Source organism: Tahibacter caeni (assembly GCF_024609805.1).
GTDB classification, from domain to species: domain Bacteria; phylum Pseudomonadota; class Gammaproteobacteria; order Xanthomonadales; family Rhodanobacteraceae; genus Tahibacter; species Tahibacter caeni.
The window spans coordinates 1-25,225 of record NZ_JANFVR010000038.1; the positions used below are offsets into that span (position 1 = coordinate 1).

The 25,225-nt window shown below is 71.1% G+C and carries 10 protein-coding genes; 1 reads left to right on the plus strand and 9 read right to left on the minus strand.

Translation table 11 applies throughout. The annotated features are described in order from the left end of the window. The 9 genes from NON22_RS05650 to NON22_RS05690 all read right to left on the minus strand — a co-directional run. A partial coding sequence (locus tag NON22_RS05650; protein ID WP_257385954.1) for a hypothetical protein occupies positions 1-322 on the minus strand: 322 nt, incomplete at its 3' end. Between the two features lie 24 nt (positions 323-346). After that, a complete protein-coding gene (locus NON22_RS05655) occupies positions 347-865 on the minus strand; it encodes a phage tail protein (RefSeq protein WP_257385955.1) in 519 nt (172 codons plus the stop codon). Positions 866-876: 11 nt separating this feature from the next. After that, positions 877-2,763 (minus strand): phage tail sheath C-terminal domain-containing protein, encoded by a 1,887-nt coding sequence (locus tag NON22_RS05660; protein ID WP_257385956.1) that lies wholly within the window; start codon positions 2,761-2,763, stop codon positions 877-879. Between the two features lie 295 nt (positions 2,764-3,058). Next, positions 3,059-3,274 carry a hypothetical protein gene (locus NON22_RS05665; RefSeq protein ID WP_257385957.1) on the minus strand — a complete coding sequence of 72 codons (216 nt, stop codon included), beginning with the start codon at positions 3,272-3,274 and terminating at the stop codon, positions 3,059-3,061. A gap of 522 nt (positions 3,275-3,796) precedes the next feature. Further along, positions 3,797-11,035, minus strand: coding sequence for an Ig-like domain repeat protein (locus NON22_RS05670; RefSeq protein ID WP_257385958.1), 7,239 nt, complete (start codon positions 11,033-11,035; stop codon positions 3,797-3,799). Continuing rightward, a complete protein-coding gene (locus NON22_RS05675; RefSeq protein WP_257385959.1) occupies positions 11,032-11,616 on the minus strand; it encodes a hypothetical protein in 585 nt (194 codons plus the stop codon). The genes NON22_RS05670 and NON22_RS05675 overlap by 4 nt, the downstream gene beginning before the upstream one ends. Before the next feature lie 116 nt (positions 11,617-11,732). Beyond that, complete coding sequence (locus tag NON22_RS05680) at positions 11,733-14,417, minus strand: serine/threonine-protein kinase (protein ID WP_257385960.1); 2,685 nt, start codon at positions 14,415-14,417, stop codon at positions 11,733-11,735. 3 nt (positions 14,418-14,420) lie between these two features. Then, complete coding sequence (locus tag NON22_RS05685) at positions 14,421-14,984, minus strand: ECF-type sigma factor (RefSeq protein WP_257385961.1); 564 nt, start codon at positions 14,982-14,984, stop codon at positions 14,421-14,423. Between the two features lie 273 nt (positions 14,985-15,257). After that, on the minus strand, positions 15,258-22,994 hold the full coding sequence (locus tag NON22_RS05690) for a DUF11 domain-containing protein (RefSeq protein WP_257385962.1): 7,737 nt from the start codon (positions 22,992-22,994) through the stop codon (positions 15,258-15,260). A 727-nt stretch (positions 22,995-23,721) separates the two neighbouring features. On the opposite strand from NON22_RS05690, the gene NON22_RS05695 reads away from it, so the two are divergent. Continuing rightward, a partial coding sequence (locus tag NON22_RS05695; protein WP_257385963.1) for a winged helix-turn-helix domain-containing protein occupies positions 23,722-25,225 on the plus strand: 1,504 nt, incomplete at its 3' end.

The window sequence follows — 25,225 nt, forward strand, 5'->3', positions numbered from 1 at the left end:
GGGTTCCCCCCTTTTCCCCTCCCGCTCTCCCGGCGGCGGCGTCCGGCAGCGCGGCGATCGGCAGCTCGAACTCGAACGGCTCGGTACAGCCCGCCTTCGCGCAGCGTGCGCCGAGCGCGAGCGCATCGCGCGCGTCGTTCAGCGCGACGAGGCCGAGCAGCGCGCGCGTGCGGTGCGACACCGGCTGCGCCCACCAGTACGCGGCGTCGCGCGGCGTGGCGCAAAGCGCGAGCAGCGCGGTGACGAGGCCGGGCCGGTCGTCGCCGGCGAAGTCGACGTCGAGGTCCGCCGGCTGGCCCAGCGGACGCGGGGTGACGTCCATGGATCCACCTCCGGAGAGCGGTCGTTACGCGGCAAGCACCGGCTCGGTCGGCTCGGGCGTTTCCGGATCGCGTTCCCAGCCCTCGTTCTCGAGCTTGATCGTCTGGATCGCGATGGCGTTCGCGTTCGCGTCGAGGTCGGGCAGGGCCTGGAATTCCGAGACCCAGCAGCGGTAGATGCGGTACGACAGCACGAGCTGGCCCGCCTCGTTGTAGACGTCGAGGATCACGTCCTTGCGGAAGTCCTTCAGGCTGGACTCCGCGCCGAGACCCGCGCCGACGTGCCACACCTTGTTCGCCCAGGCCTCGAATTCGAGGTCGTGGGTGACGCCGCGCTCGAGCGTGATGGCTTCGTACTTGGTGCGGCCGGGCGACTTGCGCGACGTCGACGGATCGCCGCCTTCGCGGTGCTCCACGACTTCGGTGCTGCGCTTGAGCGCCCCGACCTTGCTGATGCCGGCGACGTAGCGGCCGTCCCACTTGATGCGGAATTTGAAGTTCTTGTATGGATCGAAGCGATGCGCGTTGACCGAGAACTGGGCCATGACGGTGCTCCTCAGCGAAGATCGCCGGCGATCTGCTGGATCGTGAGAACGACGAATTCGGCCGGCTTCAGCGGCGCGAATCCGACCAGGATGTTGACGATGCCGAGATTGCGGTCGGCCTGCGTCGTGGTCTCCTTGTCGCATTTGACGAAGTAGGCTTCCTGCGGCGTCTTGCCCTGGAACGCGCCCTGGCGGAACAGGCCGTTCATGAAGGCGCCGAGATTCAGGCGGATCTGCGCCCAGAGCGGTTCGTCGTTCGGTTCGAACACGACCCATTGCGTGCCGCGGTAGAGGCTTTCCTCGAGGAACAGCGCGAGCCGGCGTATCGGAATGTATTTGTACTCGCTGCCCTGGGCGTCGTCGCCGTTGCGCGTGCGCGCACCCCAGGCGACGCGGCCGTACACCGGGAAGCTGCGCAGCACGTTGATGCCGTGCGGGTTCAGCTGGCCGTTCTCGATGTCGTTGACCGGGCGCGCGAGCTCGAGCACGCCGTTGAGCGTCGCGTCGGTGCCGGCCGGCGCCTTCCAGACGCCGCGCGTCGCGTCGGTGCGCGCGTAGACGCCGGCCAGCGTGCCCGACGGAGCGACGGAACGCAGGCGGCCGCCGTCGAGCGGATCGCTGATGCGCGGCGCCGGGAAATACGTCGCCGCGTTCTTGGACACCGACACGTTCGCCCAGGTCACGACGTCGGGCAGCGCCGTGAGCGAGGACGGCGGATCGATGATGTAGAACGCGCGCCGCTCGGCGCAGAACACGTCCGCCGCGGCGATCAGCCCCTTCGACTGCGGGCTGTCGGGCATGTCGAACGTCTCGGGAATGCACAGGATGTTGAACAGGTCCACGTCGAGCAGCGCGTAGAAGCCGGTCTTCGCCGAGGGCGAGCCGGCGAGCTCCGCGAAGCCGCCGCGTGTACCGTCGCTGCCGAGCGATGACGGCACGGCGTTCGCGACCACCGCGGGCCGGTGCTCCGCGGCGCCCGGAATCTCGCGGCCGCCGTTGGCGACGCCGAGCGCCAGGGTCCTGGCGAGTCCGCCGAGCGCGCCGGTCGCGACGAACACGCTCGACTGCGCGCCGGTGTGCTGGGACTGCAGGGTCAGATGGCCGCCCGCGCCGGCCACGCCGTCGGCGTCGGATTCGAACACGGCCAGATGCGAGGCGACGCCGGCTGCGGTGATCGCCGCATCGACGGCGGCGACGAGCGTGGCCATGTCGGCCCAGCCGACGGTCGGCAGCAGCAGCGAGAACGGAAACTGGCCGTCGACCGTGCCGGCGATGATGCCGTCGGCGGCCGCGGCGAGCGGAAATGCCGGCGCGCCGCTGATCGCGAGACCTGCCGGATAGGCCGGGCTGCCGACGGTATCCACGCGGATCTGCGTCGAGGCCGCATTGACGACGGCCTTGACGAACTGCGGCGACTCCGGATTCATCGTCAGGTTGCGATGCGTCTCGAGCGTCGCGATCGCGCCGTCGGGCTGCAGCTGGCTGACGACGAGATTGAAATCGCCGTCGGGATTGCGCACGCCGGTGTGCTGGATCGAGATGCGCAGCGCGTCGCCCCAGCTGCCTGCGCTCGACGCCTCCACCGTCAGCACCGGTATCGCGGCATCGTTCAAGGTGAGGCTGGCCGCGAGCGGATCTTTCACGACGCGCACCACGAACGCCTGCGTGCCGCCGTTCATGAAGAACTGGCGCACCGCGTAGGAAACGGGGCTGTCGCGGTCGAGCCCTCCGTAGAGGCGCTCGTAATCGGCAAAGCTCGTGACGGAGACGGCCTTGTCGAGCGCTCCCTTGCGCGTGAAGCCGACGAATGCCGCGATCGAGGTCGCGACGCCGGTGATCGTGCGCACGCCGCTGGAAACTTCGTTGATGTATACGCCGGGATAACTGAGCTGGACCATTGCGCCATCTCCTCGTACGGGCAGTACCGGGCGATCTCGCCCCGGCCGGCGTCGCGCCGGCCGGGACTGCGACCGCGTAAGGATTGGAACAGAGGGCAGTACCGAAACCGAACACGTTGAAATGTATCGGTGGCGATCAATCCCCAATGGAACTTGTTTCGCCGGCAACGACGACAGCTATCGGATCAACGACACGTCCGTGACGGCAGGCGCGGAACCGCGACTGACGGAAGGCCGTGGCGGCAGCGTAAGGGATTCAGGTGTGTGAAATGACGCCGGCGAGCGATGGCGCACTTTATACTTCGATAAACGTTGCTGCGCAATTGCCGGTTTTGCGGATGACGTTGCGGCGATTGCCGAAGCGCCATGTCCGGTCGCGATGGGCACTGCCGCCGTCGACGGGTGCAGCATGCGTGCCTGTCCATTCGGATGCCAGCTGCAGATGGATAAACGTTTCTGCGCGAGTGTGCGCGCGATGACGTTGCCGTTCGCTGCCGGTATCGACGAGCATCCGCGAACGTCGTCGGGCGCGAAGATTGTCGATTGCGCAAAGCACTTCCGAATCAAGGATTCACAAGACAGTGCTGTGCGGGCATGCACGAATCCGTGCGCTGCGCGCCCGGGCGGATGCCGGTAGCAGCGGCGTGCATCGCCGCGTCGCCGGGCGTCGTCCGGCCGGACGACCACGCTCGGCCGAAAACGCGATACGCGTTTGTGTCGGACTTCCACTGCGGTCGGCCACGGGACCGACGGAAGGATTCGCCGTGGCGGACTGTCGGCGGAAACCGCAATGCTGGTGCGACGCACCATACGCCGGGGCGCGCGGCACGATGCGTCCGTCACAGCGCGACGAAGTGCAGCGAAAACCTCTCCTTCAAGAAGGTGAAAGTCCGTCGCCCGGAACCGCAGGTTTCCGGCGGCCTCGAACGCCCAATGGGACGGATGGGTCGGCGTGGGAATGGGCCTGCCCCTTCGATGACGAAGGGGCAAGCCCGGCTTCCTCGTCAGTCACCCTCGAGGGACTGCGCACGGCTCATTCGATCGGACAGGCATCGGGATCGCCCGCAGGGTCGAAGCCGTTGCGGAAGATCGCCTCGAGGAGTCCGAGCACGGTGACGGAGAACGGCGCGGCCTGGCTCGATACGTGGTTGGTGTCGCCGGCATAGCGCGCGACCAGCGCGAGCATCGCCGCCGGCTGCTGGTTCGCCGAGATCGTCGCGAGACAGGTCGCTGTGCGGCTCTGGAGCGGGACGCCGCCGCAGAGCGTCTGCTGGCCGTCGTCGAAATCGACGCTGCCGGTCGGGCCCACGCCGCCGCTCAGGGTCGCGACGACCGTATACGGCTGCCCCTCGACGAACGTGCGCATGCAGCTGCTCGACACGGTCAGGGTCGTGGCTGCCTTCGCGATGACGGCCGTCGCATTGCCGCTGGCCGTGTGGTTCGTGCCGTCGCAGGTCGCCGTCACCGGCGTGCTGCCGGCGTTCGGTCCGACGCTGGCCGGCACGACGGTGCAGCTCGTGCCCGGCTCGTCGTGGATCTGCGCGGTGATCGACTTGGCCGTGCCGTCGTAGACGAAGTCCAAGGTGCCGAAGTCCACGGTGCTCGCGGCGCGCTGCACCGTGTGGCCCAGCGTGTTCGACGCGGGCTGCGCGTTCGCCGCGTAGGTCGCATCGCCGCTGTAGCGCGCCGTGATCGCGTGACCGCCGACGCCGAGTGCGGACGTCGTGCAGACGGCCTCGATCGGCGCCGTCGCCGTCAGCGCGAGGTTGGCGCAGCCGGCCATCGTCGTGCCGCCGTCGTCGAACGTGACCGTGCCGGTCGGCGCCGCGCTTGCGGGCGCGACAGGTTCGAGCGTCGCCGTGAAGCTCAGCGACTGGCCCCAGGCGCTGGGCTCGCTGCCGGTCGTCAGCGCCACGGTGGTATGCACGCGCGCCGGCGCCGGCGTCGCGTTCAGGGCGTTCGACGCCACGCTCGTGGCCACGGCGTTGCGCGCCGTGATCCGGCAGCTCACTTCGACGTCGTTGGTCAGGCCGGTCACGGGCAGCGGCGACGCCGTTCCGGTGGCCGACTGCGTGCCGCAGGTCGCCGTGTAGTCGAGTACCGCGCTGCCGCCGTTGCTGGCCGGCGCATCGAAGACGAGCGTGACGCGGCCGTCGCCGGGCTGCGCCGCGGTCAGCACCGGCGCGCCGGGCGCGCTCGCCGGTGTGACCGTCACCGGACCGGCGGCGGCGCTGAAGCCCATCGCGTTGTGGGCGCTCAGGAAGCACGGGGCCGCGGTGCCGTTGGTCAGGCCCGTCACGACGATCGGCGGCTCCGGCCCGTTCACCGCGTGGCCGGCGCAGACCGCGCGGTAGTAGTCGATCGCGCTGCCGCCGTCGCTCGCCGACGCCGTGAACGACACGGTGGCCGTGCCGTCGCCGGGCTGCACGCCGGTGATCGTCGGCTTGTCCGGCACCGTGGCCGGCGTCACCGCGATCGCGTTCGACGACAGGCTCGCGCCGAGCGCGTTGCGCGCGGTCACCGTGCAGTTCACCGGGGTGCCGTTGGTCAGGCCCGTCACGGCCAACGGCGACTGCGTGTCGATGGCCGACTGCGCGCCGCAGGTCGCCGTGTAGTCGAGCACCGCGCTGCCGCCGTTGTCGGCCGGTGCGGTGAACGTCACCGTCGCGCGACCGTTGCCCGGCGTCGCCTGCGTCAGGACGGGCGCAGCGGGTACGTCGGCGACCGCATGCGCGGCCGTGCCGCCGGAGCCGGTGTTCGCCGCATCGCCGGCATAGCTCGCGCTCAGCGTCTTGCTGCCGCGTGTCGTCGACGTCAGCGCGCAGCTGCCGGTCGACGGCGTGCCCGGCGTCAGCACGGCGTTGCACGATGCCGCGCCATCGGAGACGGCGACCTGGCCGCCCGGCGGCGGCGTGCCTTCGCCGAGCACCGCGACGGTGACCGTGTACGGCGTGTTCACGCGCGAGGGATCCGGCGCATGCGCCGTGATGCTCGTGCCCGTGGCGGCCTTCGGCGTCGCCGCGACCGGATCCGAAGGCGGGCTGCTGCCGATGCTGTTGTGTGCGACCACGGTGCAGTTCACCGTCACGCCGTTGGTCAGTCCGGTCACCGTGGCCGGCATGCCCGTGCTGTTCTGGCTCTGCGCGCCGCAGGTCGTGGTGTAGCCCGTGAACGGCGAACCGACGTTGTTGTAGCCGATCTGCACCGTGACTTGGCCGTTGCCGGGCACGACGGAAGCGATGATCGGCTTGCCCGGCGCGACCGGATCCTGCACGGGTAGCACGTACGGCGGCGAGTTCGCCGCGCCGTTCGAGTCGTCGCCGCCGTAGTAGGCCGTGAGCGTCGCGTAGCCGCTGATCCCGGTGTCGAGGCTGCAGCTGCCGGTCGACGGATTGCCCGGCGTCAAGATCGCTTCGCAGGTCGGGTAGGCGTCGGTGCCGTCGAAGATGCGCACGCGGCCGGTCGGCGGGTTCGGGCCCGAACCGGCCACGGTCACGGTGACCGTGTAGCCGCGGCCGGCTTCGGGAAGCTCGGGCGACGTCGACACGATGCGGACCGTGCTCCCGCTGAACGCGGCCGGATACGGGTTCAGGAATACGTTGGAGACGAGCGGGGAATCCGGCGCCGCGAGGTTGCCCGCGTCGGAAACGAACACGGCCGTGCCGTCGTCGGCCAGCGCATGCGGACCCGTGCTGCTCGCGGCGTCGGCGGCGATGCCGGCGTCGGTCTGCGACAGGCGCGTGATCGTTCCCGTGGTCCTGTCCTTCACGTAGAACGCGGCCGTGGCGCCGCCGCCGGCGACGAGGTTGCCTTGCGCGCAGACGAAGCCGACGAAACGCGCGCCGGAGCTGAACGACGGCGATGCGCAGTCGCCGCCGGCGCCCTGCGCGCCGGACGCGCTGGTATTGACGCGCTCGATCGCGCCGCTGTGCAGGTCCTTGACGAAGATGTCGGCGACGCCGTTGTCGTCGCCGGGCACGAGATTGGTCGCGCGGGACACGAACGCGACGTAGCGGCCGTCGGCGCTGACGGCCGGCTGCTCGCTGTTGCCGTCGGCCGGCACGCCGCCGGCATCGGCGCTGACCAGTTGCAGCGGCTGCGGCACGTTGTAGTACTCGCGCAGGTTGCGCGCATAGACGCTGCGCACGCCGGCGGCGCCGCTGACGCCGAGATTGGTCGCGTCGGAGGCGAACGCGAGGATGCGGCCGTCGTCGGAAATCGCCGGCTGCAGGCTGTTGCCGTTGGCCGCCACCGTCAGCGGACTGGCCGAGCCGTTGTTGTAGGGCCGGTAGACGACGATGTCGGTGAAGCCGTTGTGGTCGCCGGCGATACCGCCGTCGGCCGAGGCGAACGCGATGAGGCGGCCGTCGCCGCTGACCGCGAGCGGCGGCTGCGCGTCGGCGGTGGCCTGCGAACCGTAGAACAGGTTCATGCGCTCGATGGTGCCGTCGGCGGGATGCTTGCGGAACACGTCGACCTTGCCGTTCGTGTCGCCGGCCACGAGATTGCTCGCCGCCGACAGGAAATACACGTCGCCGGTGATCCCGGCCAGCATCGGCGAGTAGCTCGCGCCGTTGCCTTGCGTGCCGTCGGCCGCCGTGCTCAGGCGCGTCGCGGCGCCGCTGCCGGTGCGGTAGAGGAACACGTCGCGCAGGCCGTTGGTGTCGCCGTCGATCAGGCGCGAGCTGAAGGAGTCGTAGAGCGCGATGCTGCCGTCGCGCGAGATCGACACGTTGTCGCTGTCGCCGTCGTTGCGCAGGCCGAAGTAGGCGCCGCTCGCACGCTGCGTGAGGCCGAGCGTGCGATCGCGCACGAACACGTCGGCGGCGGCGTTGTTGTCGGGCGGCGCGATCGCCGGGGACACGGACTGGTACGCGACGTAGCGCCCGTCCGCGTTGATCGACGGCCACATGCGCGCTTCCCAGGGCACCTGGTCTTCGCGGGCGGGAGCGCCGGCCGGCGTCAGGTGCTGGTTCACGAGCTGGCCGCTCTGGCGGTCCTTGACGATCACGGCGACGTAGCCCGGCGAGGCATTGATGCCGGCCTGGAACGCGACGTAGCGGCCGTCGGTGCTGATCGCCGGCGTGCGGCTGTTGCTGTACGTGTTGCTCGAGGCGGCCAGCTCGATCGCGCCGCTGATCATATCCTTGACGAGTACGCGCTCGCCGTTCCAGGTCAGGAGCGGCAGGTTGGTGCCGCTGCACTGAAATGCGACGAAGCGGCCGTCGGCGCTGATCGCCGGGACGTCTCCGCAGCTGCCGTTGGCCGCGACGCCGTCCGCCGTCGCGCTGGCGAGCGCGGAGGCACGCGTCCGGCGGTCCTTGACGAAGACGCGGTTGCTGGTCGCGACCGCCGTGAAGTCCGGTACGAGATTGCCCGCCGTGGAGAGGTAGGCGACATAGCGGCCGTCCGCGCTGAGCGCCGGGAACTGGCTGTGGTTGTCGCCGGGCTGGTCGGCGCCGTTGCTGCTGACCAGGTCCAGCGCGCCGCTCGCGAGATCCTTGACGTAGACGTCGACGCGGCCGTTGGTATCGCCGGGCGCCAGGATGCGGTACGTCGCGAACGCGACGTAGCGGCCGTCGGCGCTCAGCGACGAGCGCAGCGCCGTGGTGGCGAACGCGAGCTCGGGACTGGACGGCGCGGCGCCGTTGGCGAGCGTCGTCGCGCGCACGAGGGCGCCGCTATAGAGATCCTTGACGAAGACGTCCTTGTCGTTGCCGTCGCCCGCGAAGAAATTGCTCGCCTGCGACTCGAACGACACGTAGCGGCCGTCGGCGCTGATCGACGGCAGGCGGCTCGTGGCATTGCCCTGGACGCCGGCGGCGGTGAGGCTGACGCGCCGCAGCGCGCCGTTGAGCTGGTCGCGCACGAACACGTCCTCGACGCCGTTGGTGTCGTCGCCGACCAGATCGCTCGCGCTCGAGGAGAACACGAGGAAGCGGCCGTCCGCGGACAGGCCCTGGTTCGATCCGGTCGACGCGGCATTGCTTTCGGGATAGCCGTCGCGCGCCTGCGAGACCCAGCGCGGATAGGCCGGCGCCGGCACGACCGTCTGCGTCACCGCGGCCGTGGCCATGGCCGGATAGTTCGCGTCGCCGGCCCAGGTCGCCGTGAGCTGGCGCGTGCCGGCCGTGCTGCCGCGCCACGCGCACTGGCTGGCCGGCAGCACGATCTGGCAGCTGTCGGCGCCGTCGCTGACGACGACGGTTCCGGTCGGCGCGGGTGTGCCGGCGAACGGCGCGACCTCGAGCGCGACCACGACGCTCGCGGCCTGCCCGAGCGGCACCGACGACGGATTGTTCGCGACGATCGCGAAGTTGCGCACCGCATGCGGAACCGACGCGGAGCTGCTGCCGGTCCATGTGCCCTGATCGGCGAACGCGGCGGTCAGCAGATGGGCGCCGGCGCGGTTCGACGCGAGCTGGCAGGATGCGGTCTCGTTCGCCGTGCCGGCCAGCGTGGCCGTGCAGCGCGAGGTCAGCGGATCGTCGTCGTCGCCGTCGCGCACGATCACGGCACCCTGTGGATGGCCGCCGAGGTCCGGCGCTTCGCGCACCTGCACCTGCACCGTATACGGCTCGAACGGTTTCGTCAGCGACGCGGACTGACCGACGATGCTCGTCGCGGTCGCGCGGCCGGCGAGCACGACGTGCATCACGCTCGCGCTCGCGGGCGGCACGGCGCTGTCACCGCCGTAGCAGAGCTGCACGGTGTGCGTGCCGGCGGTGGAAAAGGCGATCGCGCAGCCGTGCGCCGGCAGGGTCGCGGTGCACTGGTAGGCCGGGTCGACCGGCGCCGATGCGCAGTCCGCGGCTTCCTTGACGACGACGCTGCCGCTGGCCTGCACGGGCGTGCCGTTCGGCGGCGGCGCGAGGGTCCAGTCGAACGCGACGTCCACGCCGATCGCCGAGGGCGACGGCGCGTGCGTCACGTTCGAGAACGCGACGAAGCCGGTCGATTCGTGCGTCGCCGTCGCCGTGTTGCCGTCCCAGCCGCCCCAGCCGAGGTAGTCGGCGGTCAGGGTCTTGTGGCCGGCGGTCAGCGGCGTCAGGGTGCAGCTGCCGGTGCCGCCGGAGGCCGGTGTCAGGTCGATCGAACACGTGGCCGTCTGCGCGTCGTCGCGCGGCCCGTCGCGCACGACGACGGTGCCGCGCGGCGTGCCGTTCATGAGGTTGTAACCGGCCTTGCCGACGGTCACCTGCACCGCATACGGCGCGACGCCGGCGGTAGTGCCGGGCGTGGCCGGATCGATCTGCATGACGGTGTTCGCGCCGGGCGTGAAGTACCAGTTCACGCCTGGGTTGAAGCGCATCCGCGTCGGATAGATCAGCCGCCAGTGGTTCGGCGCCAGCGGCGTGAGGCCGACGAGCGTGCTCGCGAAGCTGACCTGGCCGCCCTCGTCGTCGAAGCGCACGACCATCGAGCATTCGCCGCCCTGCGGATCGTCGTAGTAGCCGGCGAACACGGCGCTGCTGCGATAGTCGTCGGCCGTGCCGGCGACGCCGTCGATGCCGGTGCGCGCGAGCCGCAGCATCGCGAGGTCGTCGCTGTGCAGATGGCGTCCGACGCGGCCCTGCACGTAGCCCTGCACGGCCACGGCCTTGCTGTTGGGATGGCCGAGCGCGGCCATCACGTCGGCGTTGGCGTTGGCCGCGAAGTGCTGGCCCGGCGGCAGGTAGTCGAGCGCGTGCGCCATCGTGGTCGTGTCGACGATCGCCGGCACGAACGCGGGATCGTTCGAGCCGCGCGCATACCAGTGCAGGTTCACGTCGTCGCCGCGCTGGTCGTCGGCCGAGCCGGCGATGCCGTCGGCGTTGCCGAGATGATCGATGACGCCGTTCGCGCCGCCGCCGCTGCGCGTGTCGTAGTAGCCGGCGCCGGCGCCGGCGGGATCGTTGGCCTGGTTCGGATGGCCCAGGCCGTGCGCATGCAGGAATTCGTGCAGCAGCACGGTTTCGAAATCGACCTGGTCGGGCGGCACGCTCGTGTCGGCGCCGCTGGCGAAGGTGTCGTCGGCCAGCGAGCGGAAGCGGTTGTAGGTCGCCACCGCGTTGCGCACCGCGGGCTCCGCGGCGGTCGCGAGCGTAGGATTGATCGAGCTGTCGATGCAGACGCGGATCGACGACAGTTCGCCGCCGGCGCCGTAGTAGTTCTGGTGCGCGACGCGATCGGGCTCGTCCTGGTTCACGGTCACGAAACTGCCGGCGCCGCTCCACTGCGGCTGCAGAGCGAGCATCAAAGCGACCAGGGCGGCAAGGGGACGGCGCTTCATGGCGCGCCCTCCGCGCCGACGCGCCTGCCCGGGCGCGTCGCCAGGGCGCGCAACGCGACTATGGCCTCGGCGACGCGGTTGAGCTCGGCCGACGTGGGCCGGCGTGCGGCGGCCTGCTGCGGATTGCGCGCGACGAGCTGCCGCGATTTGCCGCCGTCGAGCCAGCGCAGGGTGAATTCGTCGGCGTCGGGATCGGCATGCACGATCGTATCCGCGGGCGTTTCTTTCCAGACGCTGCCGGTCTGCGCGTCGAGGTTCTTCTGGTCGATCTTCACGAGCTCGCCCGGCGCGACTGCGCGCTGCAGCGCGGCCCATTCCGGCGCGGCCAGGCGCAGTTCGTAGTCGCCCGCCTCGCGCAGGAACCACGGCCGGTGCACCGCGACGCAGCCGTCCGCGTGCGCGCGGACTTCGATGCGGCTCTCGGTGCCGTCGCGCACGACGCCGCTCGCGACGAACAGCTCGAAGGCCACCGGCGGCGAGTCCGCGCAGGCGATGGTCGCGGCCGGAGCGGCGAGCGGCAGTGTCAGGACGGCGGCGACGGCAGCGCGTCGGCACCACGGGACGATGGGGCGGCTGGACATGAAAGACTCCGAAGTCGCCGCGGGAAGGCAGCGTCAGCGCGTCTTTCGTTTTTCAGAGGCCGCAGGGATCAGGCGGACCGAAGAATTTTTTCGGCCGGGACAGACGGTCCCTGCGCTCAGGGAGCCGGCTGCAGCATGCCGCGCACGCGCGCGAGCAGCGCCGACGTCGGGACCAGCCGGCCTTCGATGGCCGGCAGGACACTCGCCGCGAGTTCCGCCGCCTCGGACCGGCGGCCGTGCGCCAGCAGCCATTCCGCACGCGGCAGGCGCGCGAGCGCGACGCGCGGGTCGGCGGTTGCGTAGGTGCTCGCGGCCAGGGATTCCACGGCCTGCATCGGTCCCGCGTCGCCGTCGCGCTCGAGGCGCAGCAGCGCTTCGGCTTCCGCGAGACGAAACGCCGACAGAGGCTTGTAGATCTCGCGATGTCGCGCCGCTTCGGTCAGCAGGCTTTGCGCCTCCTCGAACTGCCGGCAGGCCACGGCCCAGCGCGCGCGCATCACCTTCGTGTCGTTCAGATCGATGTCGTCGGCCGGCTTCTTCGCGGCGTAGCCGGCGAGCGCCTGCGCCAGCGCGGCTCCGGCTTCCGCATCGCAGCCCTTCCAGGTCTGCAGGGTGCCCTGGTTGAACAGCATGAGCAGGGTGTTGTCGGCGTCCGCGCCCCATGCCTGCGTGGCCTGCGCGACGTTGCGGCGCGTCAGGGTCTCGGTCCGGGCGAGATCGCCGGCCGCAGCCGCGGCGAGCGCGAGGTTGTTGTTCCAGACGATCAGCGACGGATCGGTCGCCGGGTAGCGGCGCGCAGCGATCGCGAAGATCTCGTCGTAGAGCGGCAGCGCGTCGAGCGCGCGTCCGGATTTTTCGAGCATGGTCGCGTGCTGGGCCAGCGACCAGGCGCCGGACTTGCTGTCGAGGAGCCCGGCGCTGCGGCGCAGCTCCTGCGCGCGGCGGAACAGCGCTTCGGCGGCGTCGAAGCGCCGCGCGAGCGTCACGGTATTGGCCAGCGCTTCCAGGCCGGAAATCGTTTCCTCGTCCGCTTCGCCGAGCAGACGTACCTGCAGGTCGTGGGCTTCCTGCCGCAGCGCGATCGACCGGTCGTAGTTGCCGCGGCGGCGTTCGTTCCAGCTGTAGGCGCCGAGCGTCTCGATCAGCTGCCGGCTGTCGGGTTCGAGCCGGCGCGTCAGCGCGAGCACCTGCTCGAACACCGGCGCCGCCTCGTCGGGTTCCGCGTCGGCGAGGATGCTCGCGGCGGTGTTGACGAGTTCGAGCCGCAGCGGCGAATCGGGAGCGGCGTTGCTTTCGATGAGGCCGAGCGCCTCGCGTACGTCGCCGGTGGCGGTGTCGCTCGCGTCGTACTTCATGCGCGCGCCGCTGCGGTCGATCAGCATTTCCGCGAGCACGAGCGGACGGCGCTGCGCGCGCTCGAGCGCGATGCCCTTGTCGTACAGGGCGAAGCCGTGGTCGCGCTGGCCGATCACGAGCAGCACCTTGGCCAGGGTCGCCGACATCTGCGCCTGCGCCGCGGGGTTGTCCTGCAGGTCCCGCTCGACGCGCCGCAGCGCCTGGTCGAGCAGAGCGGGGATGGAGATGGTTCCGCTGCCCGTATCCGGGTTGGCGCCTTCGAACACCGAGGTCAGGAACGCGGCGGTCCTGCGCGCCACGCTTTCGGACGCGCGCGCTTCCGACTCGGCTTGCCGCGCGCGGTCGCGTTCGGCCGTCACGCGCCAGGTGAACCCCGCCGTCAGCGCGACGACACCCGCGGCGACGACGAGCGCGAGCGCGTTGCGCCGCATGAAGCGCGACGCGCGGTAGGCCGCCGTCGCCGGCAGCGCGCGCACGGGCCGGTGTGCGCGCAGGCGCGCGATGTCGTCGCAGAGCGCGTCGACCGAGACGTAGCGCGCGGCGGGATCCTCGCGCGTCGCCATCGCGACGATCGCGGCGAGCTCGCGGCCGGGCGCGACGCCGGCCGCCTCGAACAGGTCGCCGAGCACGACGCCGAGGCTGTAGACGTCGCTCGCGACGCCGACGCGCTCGCCGCGCCGCTGTTCCGGACTGGCATAGCCCGGCGTGTAGCCCGGCGAAGCCTGGCTGTGTGCGGTCTCGTCGTCGACGATGCGGTCGGCCAGCTGCGCGATGCCGAAGTCGAGCAGAACGGGCTGGCCCCGTGCCGTGACGAGGATGTTGGACGGCTTCAGGTCGCAGTGCACGACCAGCTGCCGATGCGCATGGCTGACGGCGGCGCAGGCGCGCACGAACAGGTCGAGGATCGCGTCGCGGCCGAGCCTTTTCTCGCGGCAATGCTCGTCGATGCGGGCGCCGTCGACGTACTCCATGACGAGGAACGGCCGGCCCTGCGCGGTCGTGCCGCCGTCGAGCAGACGAGCGATGTTCGGATGGCTCAGATCGGCGAGCAGCTGGCGCTCGCGCGCGAAACGGGCGACGGCTTCGTCGCGCGCGAGACCCTTGATGAATTTCAGCGCCGCGGTCTGCTGGTAGCTGCCGTCGCTGCGTTCGACGCGGTAGACGCGGCCCATGCCGCCGCGGCCGATCTCCGCGCCGATGCGCCAGGCGCCGAACACCTCGCCGGGTTCGGGCTGCGGCGCGACGGCGTCGGGCAGCAGCAGGTCGCGGGCGAAGCTCAGCGCCTGCGTGCGGTCGTTGTCGCCGGCGGCGCAGAGTTCCAGCACCTCCGCGGCGAGTCCGGCGTCGGCGCCGAGCCGCTGCAGCGCGGCGGCGCGTTCGTCCGCGCCGAATTCGACGACCGCATCGAACAGCGCGCGCAGCCGCGCGTAGCGTTCGGTGTCCATGGCTCAGGCTTCCTCGCCGATCGCTTTCAGCAGCCACGAGCGCGCAAAGCGCAACTCGCGCTTGACGGTCGGCACCGACACGTTGAGCAGGCCGGCGATTTCATCCTGCGCGAGCCCGCCGAAATAGGTCAGGTGCATGACCTGGCCGCAGCGCGGATCGAAGCGTTCGAGCTGCGTCAGCGCCTGTTCGAGACCGAGCAGATCGAGCGCCGCCTCGGCTGCGTCGTCGGCATCGAGCCGCGACAGGCTCAGGCGGAGGCGGTTGCCGCCGCGCTTGTCCGCGGCGCGCGCCCGCGCGTGGTCGACGAGGATCGCGCGCATGGCCAGCGACAAGGTGGCCAGGAAATGCGTGCGGTTGGCGAAGTCCATCGGCGCCGGCAGCAGGCCGAGCACGGCCTCGTGCACGAGTTCGGTCGGCGACAACGTGGCCGACTCGCCGTGACGACCGATGCGCTGCGCGGCGATGCGACGCAGTTCCGCATAGACCTGCTCGATCGCGGCGGTCAGCGCGCGGCCGTCGCCGTCGCGCCAGGCCTGGAGCAGGCGGGTCAGATCGGAATCTGGCACGAGCGAAACCGACGGCCCAATGCGCATCGCAGGAACTCCGGACGGAGCCGCCATCGTGGCGTCTCTTCCTCAGTCCGCAATCCAAGCGGCGGGAGGCGGCGAAACCGATCATGCGGGTTGCGCGACGGACCATCCGCATGGTGCGTGCGAACGCGGCGACCGCCGCGAACGATCGCCGATCCGTCGCCGTGGTCCCGGCATGCGGGCGGGCAGGGCCGCCGTCATTGCCTGACGAACCGACGGCCCGCGCGTTCGCGCGGGCCGTCGGAACCCTCAGGTCCGTCGACGCGGGCGCATCGCGATGCCGATGCCGGCCAGCAACACGGCCATCAGCCAGAGCATCCAGTGGCTGCCGACCGGCACGGGCACGACGGCACTTCCGCCGGCGACTACCGTGACGACGGCCTGCGACGTGCAGGGCGGCGGCGTGCCGGACGGCGCGCAGGAACTCGGGCCCGAGGACGTGACGTCGGCGACGTTGGTGATCGCCGGCGGCGGATTCGCGGCCAGCTGCGCCGTTACCGTGTAAACGACCGCGCCGCCCGGCGGGAGATTCGCGATCGTTTCCGCGATCGCGCCGGCGCCGCTCGCCTGCGGACAGGCCGCTCCACCGGACGCGGCGCAGGTCCAGGCATAGCTCGCGATGCCGGGCGCCAGCGGATCGCCGATCACCGCGTTCGTCACGGCCGCGGTGCCGACGTTGCTGACCGAGACTGTGTAGACCAGCGTGCCGCCCGGCGTCGACGCGGGCAGGTTCACGGTCTTGCGGATCAGCAGCTGAGGCGTGCCGAACTGCGCCGCGATCACGGCGCAGTTCGGCGGGGTCGGCGCGGCCGTGCAATCGGGCGGCGTCGTGCCCGTCGGGTAGGCGACGTTCGTGATTGCCGCGATGCCGCCCGGCAGCGGATCGGCGACCGTGGTCACGACCGTGAGCGTGAGGCTGCCGTTCGCCGGGATCGTCAGTCCGGACCAGGTGACCGCGCCGCCGGCGAACAGGCCGCCGTTGCTCGCCGACACGAACGACACGTTCGGGTCAGGACGATCGGTGAGGCCGTAGTTCGTGACGTCGGTGCTGCCGGCGTTCGCGACGACGATGGTGTAGGTGAGCGACTCGCCGGCCTGTGCGATGCCGTTGCCCGAGGCGTCGGCGACCGACTTGGCGATCGTCACCGCGCCCGGCGTCGGCAGCACCACGCAGTGCGGACCCGCCGGCGGACATGCCGGCACCGGCGTGCCGGTCTCGTAGGCGAGGTTCGTGATCGACGTGACGCCGCCCGGCAGCGGATCGGCGACCGTCGCGACGACGGTCAAGGCAAGGCTGCCGCCCGCGGGAACGGTCAGATTCGTCCAGGTCACGGCGCCGCCGGCCAGCACGCCGCCGTTGTCGGCCGACACGAAGACGAGGTTCGGATCGAGCGGATCGGTCACGCCGTAGCCGCTGACGCCGCCGCCGGCGCCGCTCAGCAGGATCGTGTAGGTCAACGTCTCGCCGGGGTCGGCGATGCCGTCCGCGTTCGCGTCGGCGACGGACTTGGCGAGCGTCACCGCGCCCGGCGTCGGCAGCACGGCGCACTGCGGGCCGGCCGGCGGGCACGGCGCCGCCGCGGTTCCGGTCCGATAGGCGACGTTCGCGATTTCGCGCACGGTGCCCGCGAGCGGCGAGGCGACCGTCGCGACGAGGGTCAGAGCGACGTTGCCGCCGGCCGGCACCGTGAGGCCGCTCCAGCTCACCGTGGTGCCCGAGAGCGTGCCGCCGTTGCTCGCCGAGACGAACACGAGGTTCGGATCGAGCGGATCGGTGACGCCGACGTTCGTCGCGGCGCTGCCGCCGGCATTCGAGACCAGGATCGTATACGTCAGCGGCTCGCCCGGTTCGGCCACGCCGTTGCCGTTCGCGTCGGCGACCGACTTCGCGATCGCGACGTCCGGCGCGGAACTGGTCGTCGCCGTCGCGGTACACGGCGGCGCGGTATTGCCCGGCGCACAGGTGCCGCCGGCCGGCGGCGTCGCCGCGACGGTGTTCGCGATGCTCGCCGGCGCCGGCGTCGCGACGGTGCCGGCAATCGCGTAGGTGACCGTCGCGCCGGGCGGGAACGTCGGGATCGACTCGGCGATCGCGCCCGTGCCGTTCGCGTTCGCGCAGACCGCGCCGCCGCCCGGCAGGCACGTCCACGCCGAGGAGACGATGCCGGCCGGCAGCGGATCGCCGACCGTCGTGCCGTCGGCCGCGGCGCTGCCGGTGTTCGTCACCGTGACGGTCCAGTGCAGGACGCCTCCCGCCACGTACGACGCGTCGTCGGCGGTCTTCGACACGGCGATCTGCGGCGCCGAACCGTTGCCGACCGTGCTCGTGCACGGCGGGGCCGTATTGCCGGGCAGGCAGACGCCGCTCGCGGGCGTCGCGCTGGCTGTGTTGTCGATGCGCGCCGGCGGCGTCGCGGCGACGGTGGCCGCGATCGTGTAGACCACGGTGCCGCCGGACGGGAACGTCGCGAGCGTCTCGCTGACGCCGCCGGTTCCGGACGCGTTCGGACAAACGGCGCCGCCGCTTGCGGCGCAGGTCCACGCGGCCGCGCCGATGCCGGCCGGCAGCGGATCGCTGACCACGGTGCCGGGTGCGTCCGCGCTGCCCGCGTTCGTCACGGTCACGGTGTAGGTGATCGTGCCGCCGGGGGTCAGCGGGCCGCTCGTGTCGGCGGTCTTGGCGATGCGGATCTGCGGCAGCGCGCCGCCGGTGACCGCGCTGTCGCAGGGCGGCGGCGTATTGCCCGGCGTGCAGATGCCGCCCGGCGGCGGCGTCGCGGTCGCGACGTTCGTGACCGTGCCCGGCGGATTGGCGGCGACGACGGCCGTGACCGTGTAGGTCACGAAGCTGCCCGGCGGGAATGCCGTGAGCGTGTCGACGATCGCGCCGGTGCCGGCGGCGGTGCAGGCTGCGCCCGCATTCGCCGCGCAGGTCCAGGTCTGCGACGCGATGCCGGTCGGAACCGGATCGTCGACGGTGGTGCCGTCGGCGGCGACCGCGCCGGTGTTGGTGACGGTGATGGTGTAGGTCACGCTGCCGCCGGGCACGAGGCTGTTCGTGCTCGCGGTCTTGGCGATGCGGATCTGCGCATTCGACGTGACGTTCGCCGTCGCGGTGCACGGTCCGGGCGTATTGTCCGGCGTGCAGACGGCGCCCGGATTCGGCGGCGTCGCCGTGACCGTGTTGCTGACGACGGCCGGCGGCGCTGCGTCGACGATCGCCGTCACGGTGTAGGTCACGAAGCTTCCGGCCGGGAACGTCGCGATCACGTCGCTGATCGCGCCCGCGCCGCTCGCCGCACAGGTCGCGCCGCCGCTGCCGCTGCAGATCCAGGTCTGGCTCGCGATGCCGGCCGGCATCGGATCGCTGACCGGCGTGCCGTCGGCGGCGAGTACGCCTGTGTTCGACACCACGATGGCGTAGTGGATCGTACCGCCCGGCGTCACCGCCGTCGCATCCGCGGTCTTGCTGACGCCGATCTGCGGCACCGGCGGCAGGCTCGCCGTGTCCGCGCACGGCGGCGGTGTGTTCGCCGGCGCGCAGACGCCGTTCGGCGGCGTCGCCGTCGCCGTGTTGTTGATGTTCGCCGGCGGCGTCGGACTCACCGTCGCGGTGACCGTGTAGACGACTGCGCTTGCGGCCGGGAACGTCGCGATCGTCTCGGCGATCGCGCCGCTGCCGGCGGCGTTCGGACACACGGCGCCACCGCTTCCGGCACAGGTCCAGGTCTGGCTCGCGATGCCGTTCGGGATCGGGTCGGTCACGGCCGTGCCGTCCGCCGCGACCGGGCCGGGATTCGTCACGGTGATCGTGTAGTGCACCGTGGCGCCCGGAACGACCGAGGTCGCATCGACGGTCTTGTCGATGCCGACGACAGGCTTGATGTTCGTCGTCCAGGTGCTCGTGTCGTTGCCGCCCGCGGGATCGGTCGTGCCCGACGGCGGTGCGGCCGTCGCCGTGTTGGCGATCGGCGTGCCGGCCGACGCCGAGGTCTGGCCGTCGATCGTGATCACGACCGAGCCGCCCGGCGGCAGGGTCGGGACCGCGCCGCTGACCGTGTTGCCGGCGACCGTCACCGACGCCGGACACGCGGCACCGCCGCTCGCGCTGCCGCAGCTCGCCGCGACACCGGCGATCGCTGCCGGCACCGTGTCGCTGAACGTCGTGCCGTTCGCGGCCGACGGGCCGGCGTTGGCGATCGTCACGGTGTAGCGGATCGGACCACCCGGCACGACGCTGGCCGGACCGCTCTTGACGACCGACACGTCCGCGCTTGCGCTGCGTGCATCGCTGTCGCTCGCCGAGCCCGCCGCGCCGCTCACCGCGTCGTTCGCCGTGACCGCGTTCACGAGCGGATCGGTCGTCAGGTCCGGCGCGAACGCGACCGGCATGCTGAAGGTCAGCGCGTTGGCCGCGCCGGCCGGAATCGTCGCGCCGGTCGCCGAGAAGCTCGTCTGGCCGGCGCTGCCGATCACCGTGCCGCAGGTCGCCGCACCGCCCGGCGTGCAGGTCACGTTGCCCGTCAATGTGACGCCCGCGGGCAGTGCGTCGCTGACGTCGACCTGGGATGCGCCGGCGGGACCGGTGTTCGCGACCGTCACGGTATAGGTCGCGGTGCCGCCCGGCGTATACGTGCCGCTGCCGTCGCTCTTGGTCAGCGCGAGCACCACGCCGGGAACGACGGTGTCGGTGTCGCTCGCCGTGTTGTTGCCCGGATTCGGGTCGGACACGAGCGACGGCGGCGTGACCGCGGCGCTGTTGGTGATCGATGCGCCGGCGAAGCCCGGCGCGACCGACGCCTGCACCGTATACGTGACCGTCGCGCCGGTGTTGATGTTGATCGTGTCGTCGATCGGGCCGCTGCCGGAGGCCGCGCCGCAGCTCGCGCCGGCGCTCGCGCTGCAGGTCCAGCCGGTGATCGTCATGCCGGCCGGCGGCGTATCGGCCACGGTCGCGCCGATGACGTTGTTCGGCCCCGCGTTGCCGACGACGACCGTGTAGGTCGTCGTCGTGCCGGTTGCGACCGAAGCCTGGTTGTCGGTCTTCGTGACCGACAGGTCGGCCGTACCCGTCACCGCGAGTGTGGCCGTCGACGCTCCGGTGTTCGTGACGCCCTGCGTCGTCGTCAGCGCATTGGCCGGAATCGTGTTGATCAGATTGCCGGCGGCGGTGCCGACGACGTTGACGCGGAGCGTGCAGGTGGCGCCGGCGGCGATGCTCGCTCCGGACAGCGCCACCGTGGACGAGCCGGCCGTCGCCGTGATCGTTCCGGTACATCCGGTGAGCGAAGCGCCCGGCGGGGTTGCAACGGCCATGCCGGCCGGCAGCGGATCGCTGAACGCGGCTCCCGAGAGCGCCGTGTTGTTCGGATTCGAATTGACGAGCTGGATCTGCATCTGGCTCGGCGTGCTCGGGGAGACCGTCGCCGGCGAGAACGACTTGCCGATCGTCACGTCGGTGCTGATGACAGTCAGGTTCGCGCCGGCGCGGCCGTCGCGGAACGTCCCGTCGCCGGCCCAGGTATCGCTGTTGGTAATCCCCTGGTCCGTCGTCACCGAGTTCGTCGGAATGACATTGGCCAGCGTGCCCGGCGGCGTCCCCGCCGGCACGGCCACGCCGATCGAGATCGAGCAACTCGCGCCGCCGTTCAAGCTCATGCCGGAAAAGCCGATCGTCGATCCGCCGGCCGGCGCCGTGATCGTCGCGCCCGTGCAGGTCGTGGTGGCCTGCGACGGCGTGGCGACGACCATGCCGGCGGGCAGAATGTCGGCGCCGCTGATGTTGGTCAGCGCATCGACGCCGGTAGCGATGTTTCCGTAGTAGTCGATGCCGTTGTTGACGACGATGGTCAACGTCGCCGTGCCGCCTGCATTCAGCGTGCCCGGAGAGAACGACTTGCTGAGTCGCAGCGGCGTCACGACCCATACCGCGGCGGTGACGGGTGTGGCGTTGCTGCCCGCGCTGGTCACGATGTTGCCGGCGGGGATGGTGTTGGTGTGGATCGAACGCGGCCCTGGAATGATCGGAATGTGCAGACCGGTCTTGATCGTGCAGGATCCCGACGCCGGGATCGTTCCGCCGGTCAGTACGACGGACGTTCCGCCTGCGGGAGCATTCAGTGTGCCGCCCGCACAGGTCGTCGCCGGCGCGGGAGTTGCCGCTACGGTGAACCCCGTGCCCATCGTGGCCAGGTCGTCGGTGACGGAGATCAGGCTCATTGGCGCGGTCGTGTTGTTGACCAGCGTGATCGTTCCGACGTAGTTCGAGCCGCCCATCGTGATGTTGCCGAACGAGCCGTTGATGGATTTGTTCGCCGCGAACGGATTGCTGACCGTCAACGTCGCTGCCGCCGCCGCATACGGAACGCCGTTCCAGTTGCCGGCCGGAATCGTGTTGGCGTAGGAGCCGACGGCGGCGGCCGTGACGGCGACGGTGACCTTGCACGACGAATGGCCGTTCGGACCGCCCGGCGCGGCCGCGAGCGATCCTCCGCTGAGCTGGACACTGCCCGCGCCGGCGGCGGCCGTGACCGATCCGCCGCAGGTGTTCGTGACGTTCGGCAGGGCAGCGACGGTCAGGCCTGACGGAAACGTGTCGGTCAGACCGATCGGCGAGTTCGTCGAGGTCGTGTAGTTGCGAAGTTCCAGTGTGAGGGTCGAGGTGCCGCCGACGGCGATCGAGGTCGGCGAGAACGACTTCACGACGGAGCCGACCGACGTCGGGGTCACCGCCAGGTTCGCGCTGGATCCGGTGTAGCCGACGCCGCTCCAGGTGCCGGCCGGTACGGTGTTGAGCAGATTGCTCAGCGAAGTGCCCGTGGTCCCGACGATCTTGACCGTGATCGTGCACGAGACGTAGGTCGATCCGGTCGCCGGCGAGGCCGCGAGCGAACCTCCGCTGAGCTGGATGCTGGTCGATCCCGCGGTCGCCGTCAGCGTGCCGCCGCAGCCGTTGGTCGCGGCCGGGGCGGGCGCTATCGTCATGCCGGCCGGCAGCGCGTCGACGAGATCGACCGGCGCGATCGCGGCCGCGTTGAGGTTGTCGAGCCGGAGTGTCAGGGTCGACGTCTCGCCGCTGGCGATCGACACCGGCGAGAACGATTTCGCCACCCGTCCGCCGGCGATGGTGCTTATCGCCCCGGATATCGCGTTGTTCGTGATGCCTTGCGCGGAGGTCAGGTTCGACGCGGCGATGGAGATCGACGACGTCGTGTTCGTCGCGGTGTTCGGCGCGGCCTCGACGATGTCGAACGTGATCGTGCAGCTGCCGTTGGCCGGGATCGTGCCGCCGGAAAGCGTACCGGTGCCCGCCGCCGTGTTCAGCGTGACCGGACCGCAGGTCGAACTCAGGTTCGCCGGGGAAGCGAAAGCCTGCAGGGCCGCCTGCAGATTGAACGTGGTCGACACGTTCGTCAGCGCCATCGTGTTGGCATTGTTCAACGTGATCGTCGCCGTGACGGGCGAGCCGTAGCCGCGCAGCACGGTGCCGGCGGGCGCATAGGCGATCGTGCCCGTGACCCGCGTGCTCGCGACCACGGCCAGCGAGGCGCTGGCGGCCGACCCGTTCGAGCCCTGCGACGAGGTCACGCCGCCGGCAGGAACGATGTTCGTGTAGCTGCCGAGCGCGCCGGCGGTGACCGGGACCGTCACATTGCACGTGCCGCCGTTGGAGGCGATCGAGGCGCCGCTCAGCGAGAATGAACTCGCTCCGGCCGCGGCGGCAACGGTTCCGCCGCAGGTCGTCGCCGCGTTGGCCGGGTTCGCGACGACGAGGCCGGCGGGCAGGTTGTCGGTGAACGCGACACCCGTGGCCGCGGCGGCGCCCGTGTTGCCGAGCGTGACCGTGACCGTCGACGTGCCGTTGACGGTCATCGTCGCCGGCGTGAACGTCTTGTTGACTGTGATGGCCGCGTGCGCCGGCGCAGCGAGCAGCGCGATGCCATAGACGAGCACGAGGATGGCGCAGCGGCGAATCGCCGTCCTCACGCCGCCGCTGCTCCCGCGGGATCTATGTTCCCTTTGTGCCGTTCGCGCACAATCGTGCAAATCCATGACTGCTCCTTGAGTGGTTTCCCGGGTGATCGCCTGAGCGGACGAGAACGACAGGCGCGGATACCTGTCTCCGCTCTCGTCCGTTCGACGGATGTCGCCGCTTCCTCATTGCCGTCGGAAAAGTACGAAGATGGATCTTTCCGCACTGCCGGGCCTGCGCCGACGCGCGCTCGGCAGCCGCTCTCACTGGGCACGAAAAGGCCGGCCCGACGCCATTCGCGCCACTTTCGCGTTTGATTCGCGGTTCGTTTCGCGCGGGTTCCGGCGGCGCGCGCGGCCGTGGACGAGGCAAGCCGGCGCAGAGGATCCGTCGTGGACGCGGCCGGCCCGACACCACCGGAACATCGGCGGGAATGCCGTCGCTGGCGCCGGCGCGGCGTGCGCCGGATCGCGAAGATTTACTGCACGCAAACTGATATAAGTACGCGTCCAGCTCGTGATCGAGCGCCGTCGTCGTCGTCGCCGCGAGACGCGATCGGCGTAGTGGGGCGTACTCTGAAGCGGCCGTCGTGACGACCATCCCGAAAATCGAAAGGACCAGGCAGACCTGGAAGCCCGGCTACGGGTCCGCCGGGATTTCATGCTGCCGCAGGCGTGCGTGTTGCGACTCCGCGACCACGCGCCAGCACGCGGCGCCATGCGACGCCGGTTCGGCCGACTGATGCGGCGCACGATCTACCGCTTCGGCGACTGCCAGATCGATCCGTCGTCGCGCGAGCTGCGCCGCGACGGCGAACTCGTCGAACTGTCGCCGAAGGTATTCGACTGTCTCGCCTATCTCGTCGAGCGGCGCGATCGTGCCGTGGGCCGCGACGAACTCGTCGCCGCGGTCTGGGGCAAGACCGAGATCACCGACACCTTGCTCGGCCAGACCATCCTCAAGGCGCGCCGCGCGGTCGGCGACAGTGCGCGCGATCAGGGGGTGATCCGCACGATTCCGCGCTTCGGCTATGCCTGGGCCGCCGACGTGACGACCGACGCCATCGATGACACGCCGCCGCCCGTGCCTCGTGCGACGCGGCGTGCCGCCATCGTCGCGGCCATCGTGGCCATCGTCGTCGCGACCGGCGTGATCGCGTGGCTGCTCGCCGACCGTCGCCAGACGCCGCGGCCGACACGGGCGGCGGTCGTGCTGCCGGTCGACGTGATGGCCGGATCCGAGTGGGCCTGGGTGCGGCTCGGCCTCATGGACGCGATCGCCGCGCGTCTGCGCGAGGGCGGCCTGGCCGTGGTGCCGAGCGACACCGTCGTCGCGCTGACGGACGCGGGCCGTTTCGACGTAGGTACGGCGACCGGCGCCGCGCTGACCGTCGCGCCGAGCGCAGTCTGGGGACCGGCCGGCTGGCACGTGCGCGTGGAGGTGCAGGGCGCCGGATCGCCGCTCGCCATCAATATCGAGAGCGGCGACGTGCTGCTCGCCGGACGCATCGCCTCCGACGCCGTGCTCGCGCAGCTCGGCAAGGCGCCGCCGGCCGCGCCGGAAAGCCTGGAACTCGACGACGCGGGACGGCTGCAGCGCGCCGAGGCGGCGCTGCTCGCGGGCGACGTCGACGGTGCGCGGCGCCTGCTGCTGTCCGCGCCGGATACTGTCGCGCAGTCGCCCGAATACGTGCTGCGCCTGGCGAAGCTCGATTTCCGCGAAGGTCGTTTCGACGAAGCCGAGCGGCGGCTGCGCGAGCTGTCCGCGCGCACGACGGCGGAGACCGACGCGGTGCTGCGCGCGCGGATCCGCAACGGGCTGGGTCACGTCGCGCTGCGGCACGGCGATGTCGCCGCCGCGGTCGCAGCGTACGACGAGGCCGCGACCTTGCTGCGCGGGCACGATGCGCCGGAGGATCTCGGACAAGCCCATATGGGACGCGGCAGCGCGGCGCAGATCCGCGGCGACGCGGAGAGCGCGCGCAAGGATTTCTCGCAGGCACGCATCGCGTTCGAGCTCGCGGGCGACGAGATGTCGACGGCGCGCGTCGATGCGAACGAAGGCATGCTCGACATGTCGGGCGAGCGCTATTCCTCGGCCGTCGGTGCGCTCGATCGCGCCGCGCAGCGGTTCGAACGCTTCGGCATGGCGAACGAGCTCGCGATGACGGCGAGCGCGCAGATCGCCGCGCAGCTCGCGCTGCTGCGGCCGCGCGAGGCGCTCGCCGCCGGCGCGCGCGCCTGGC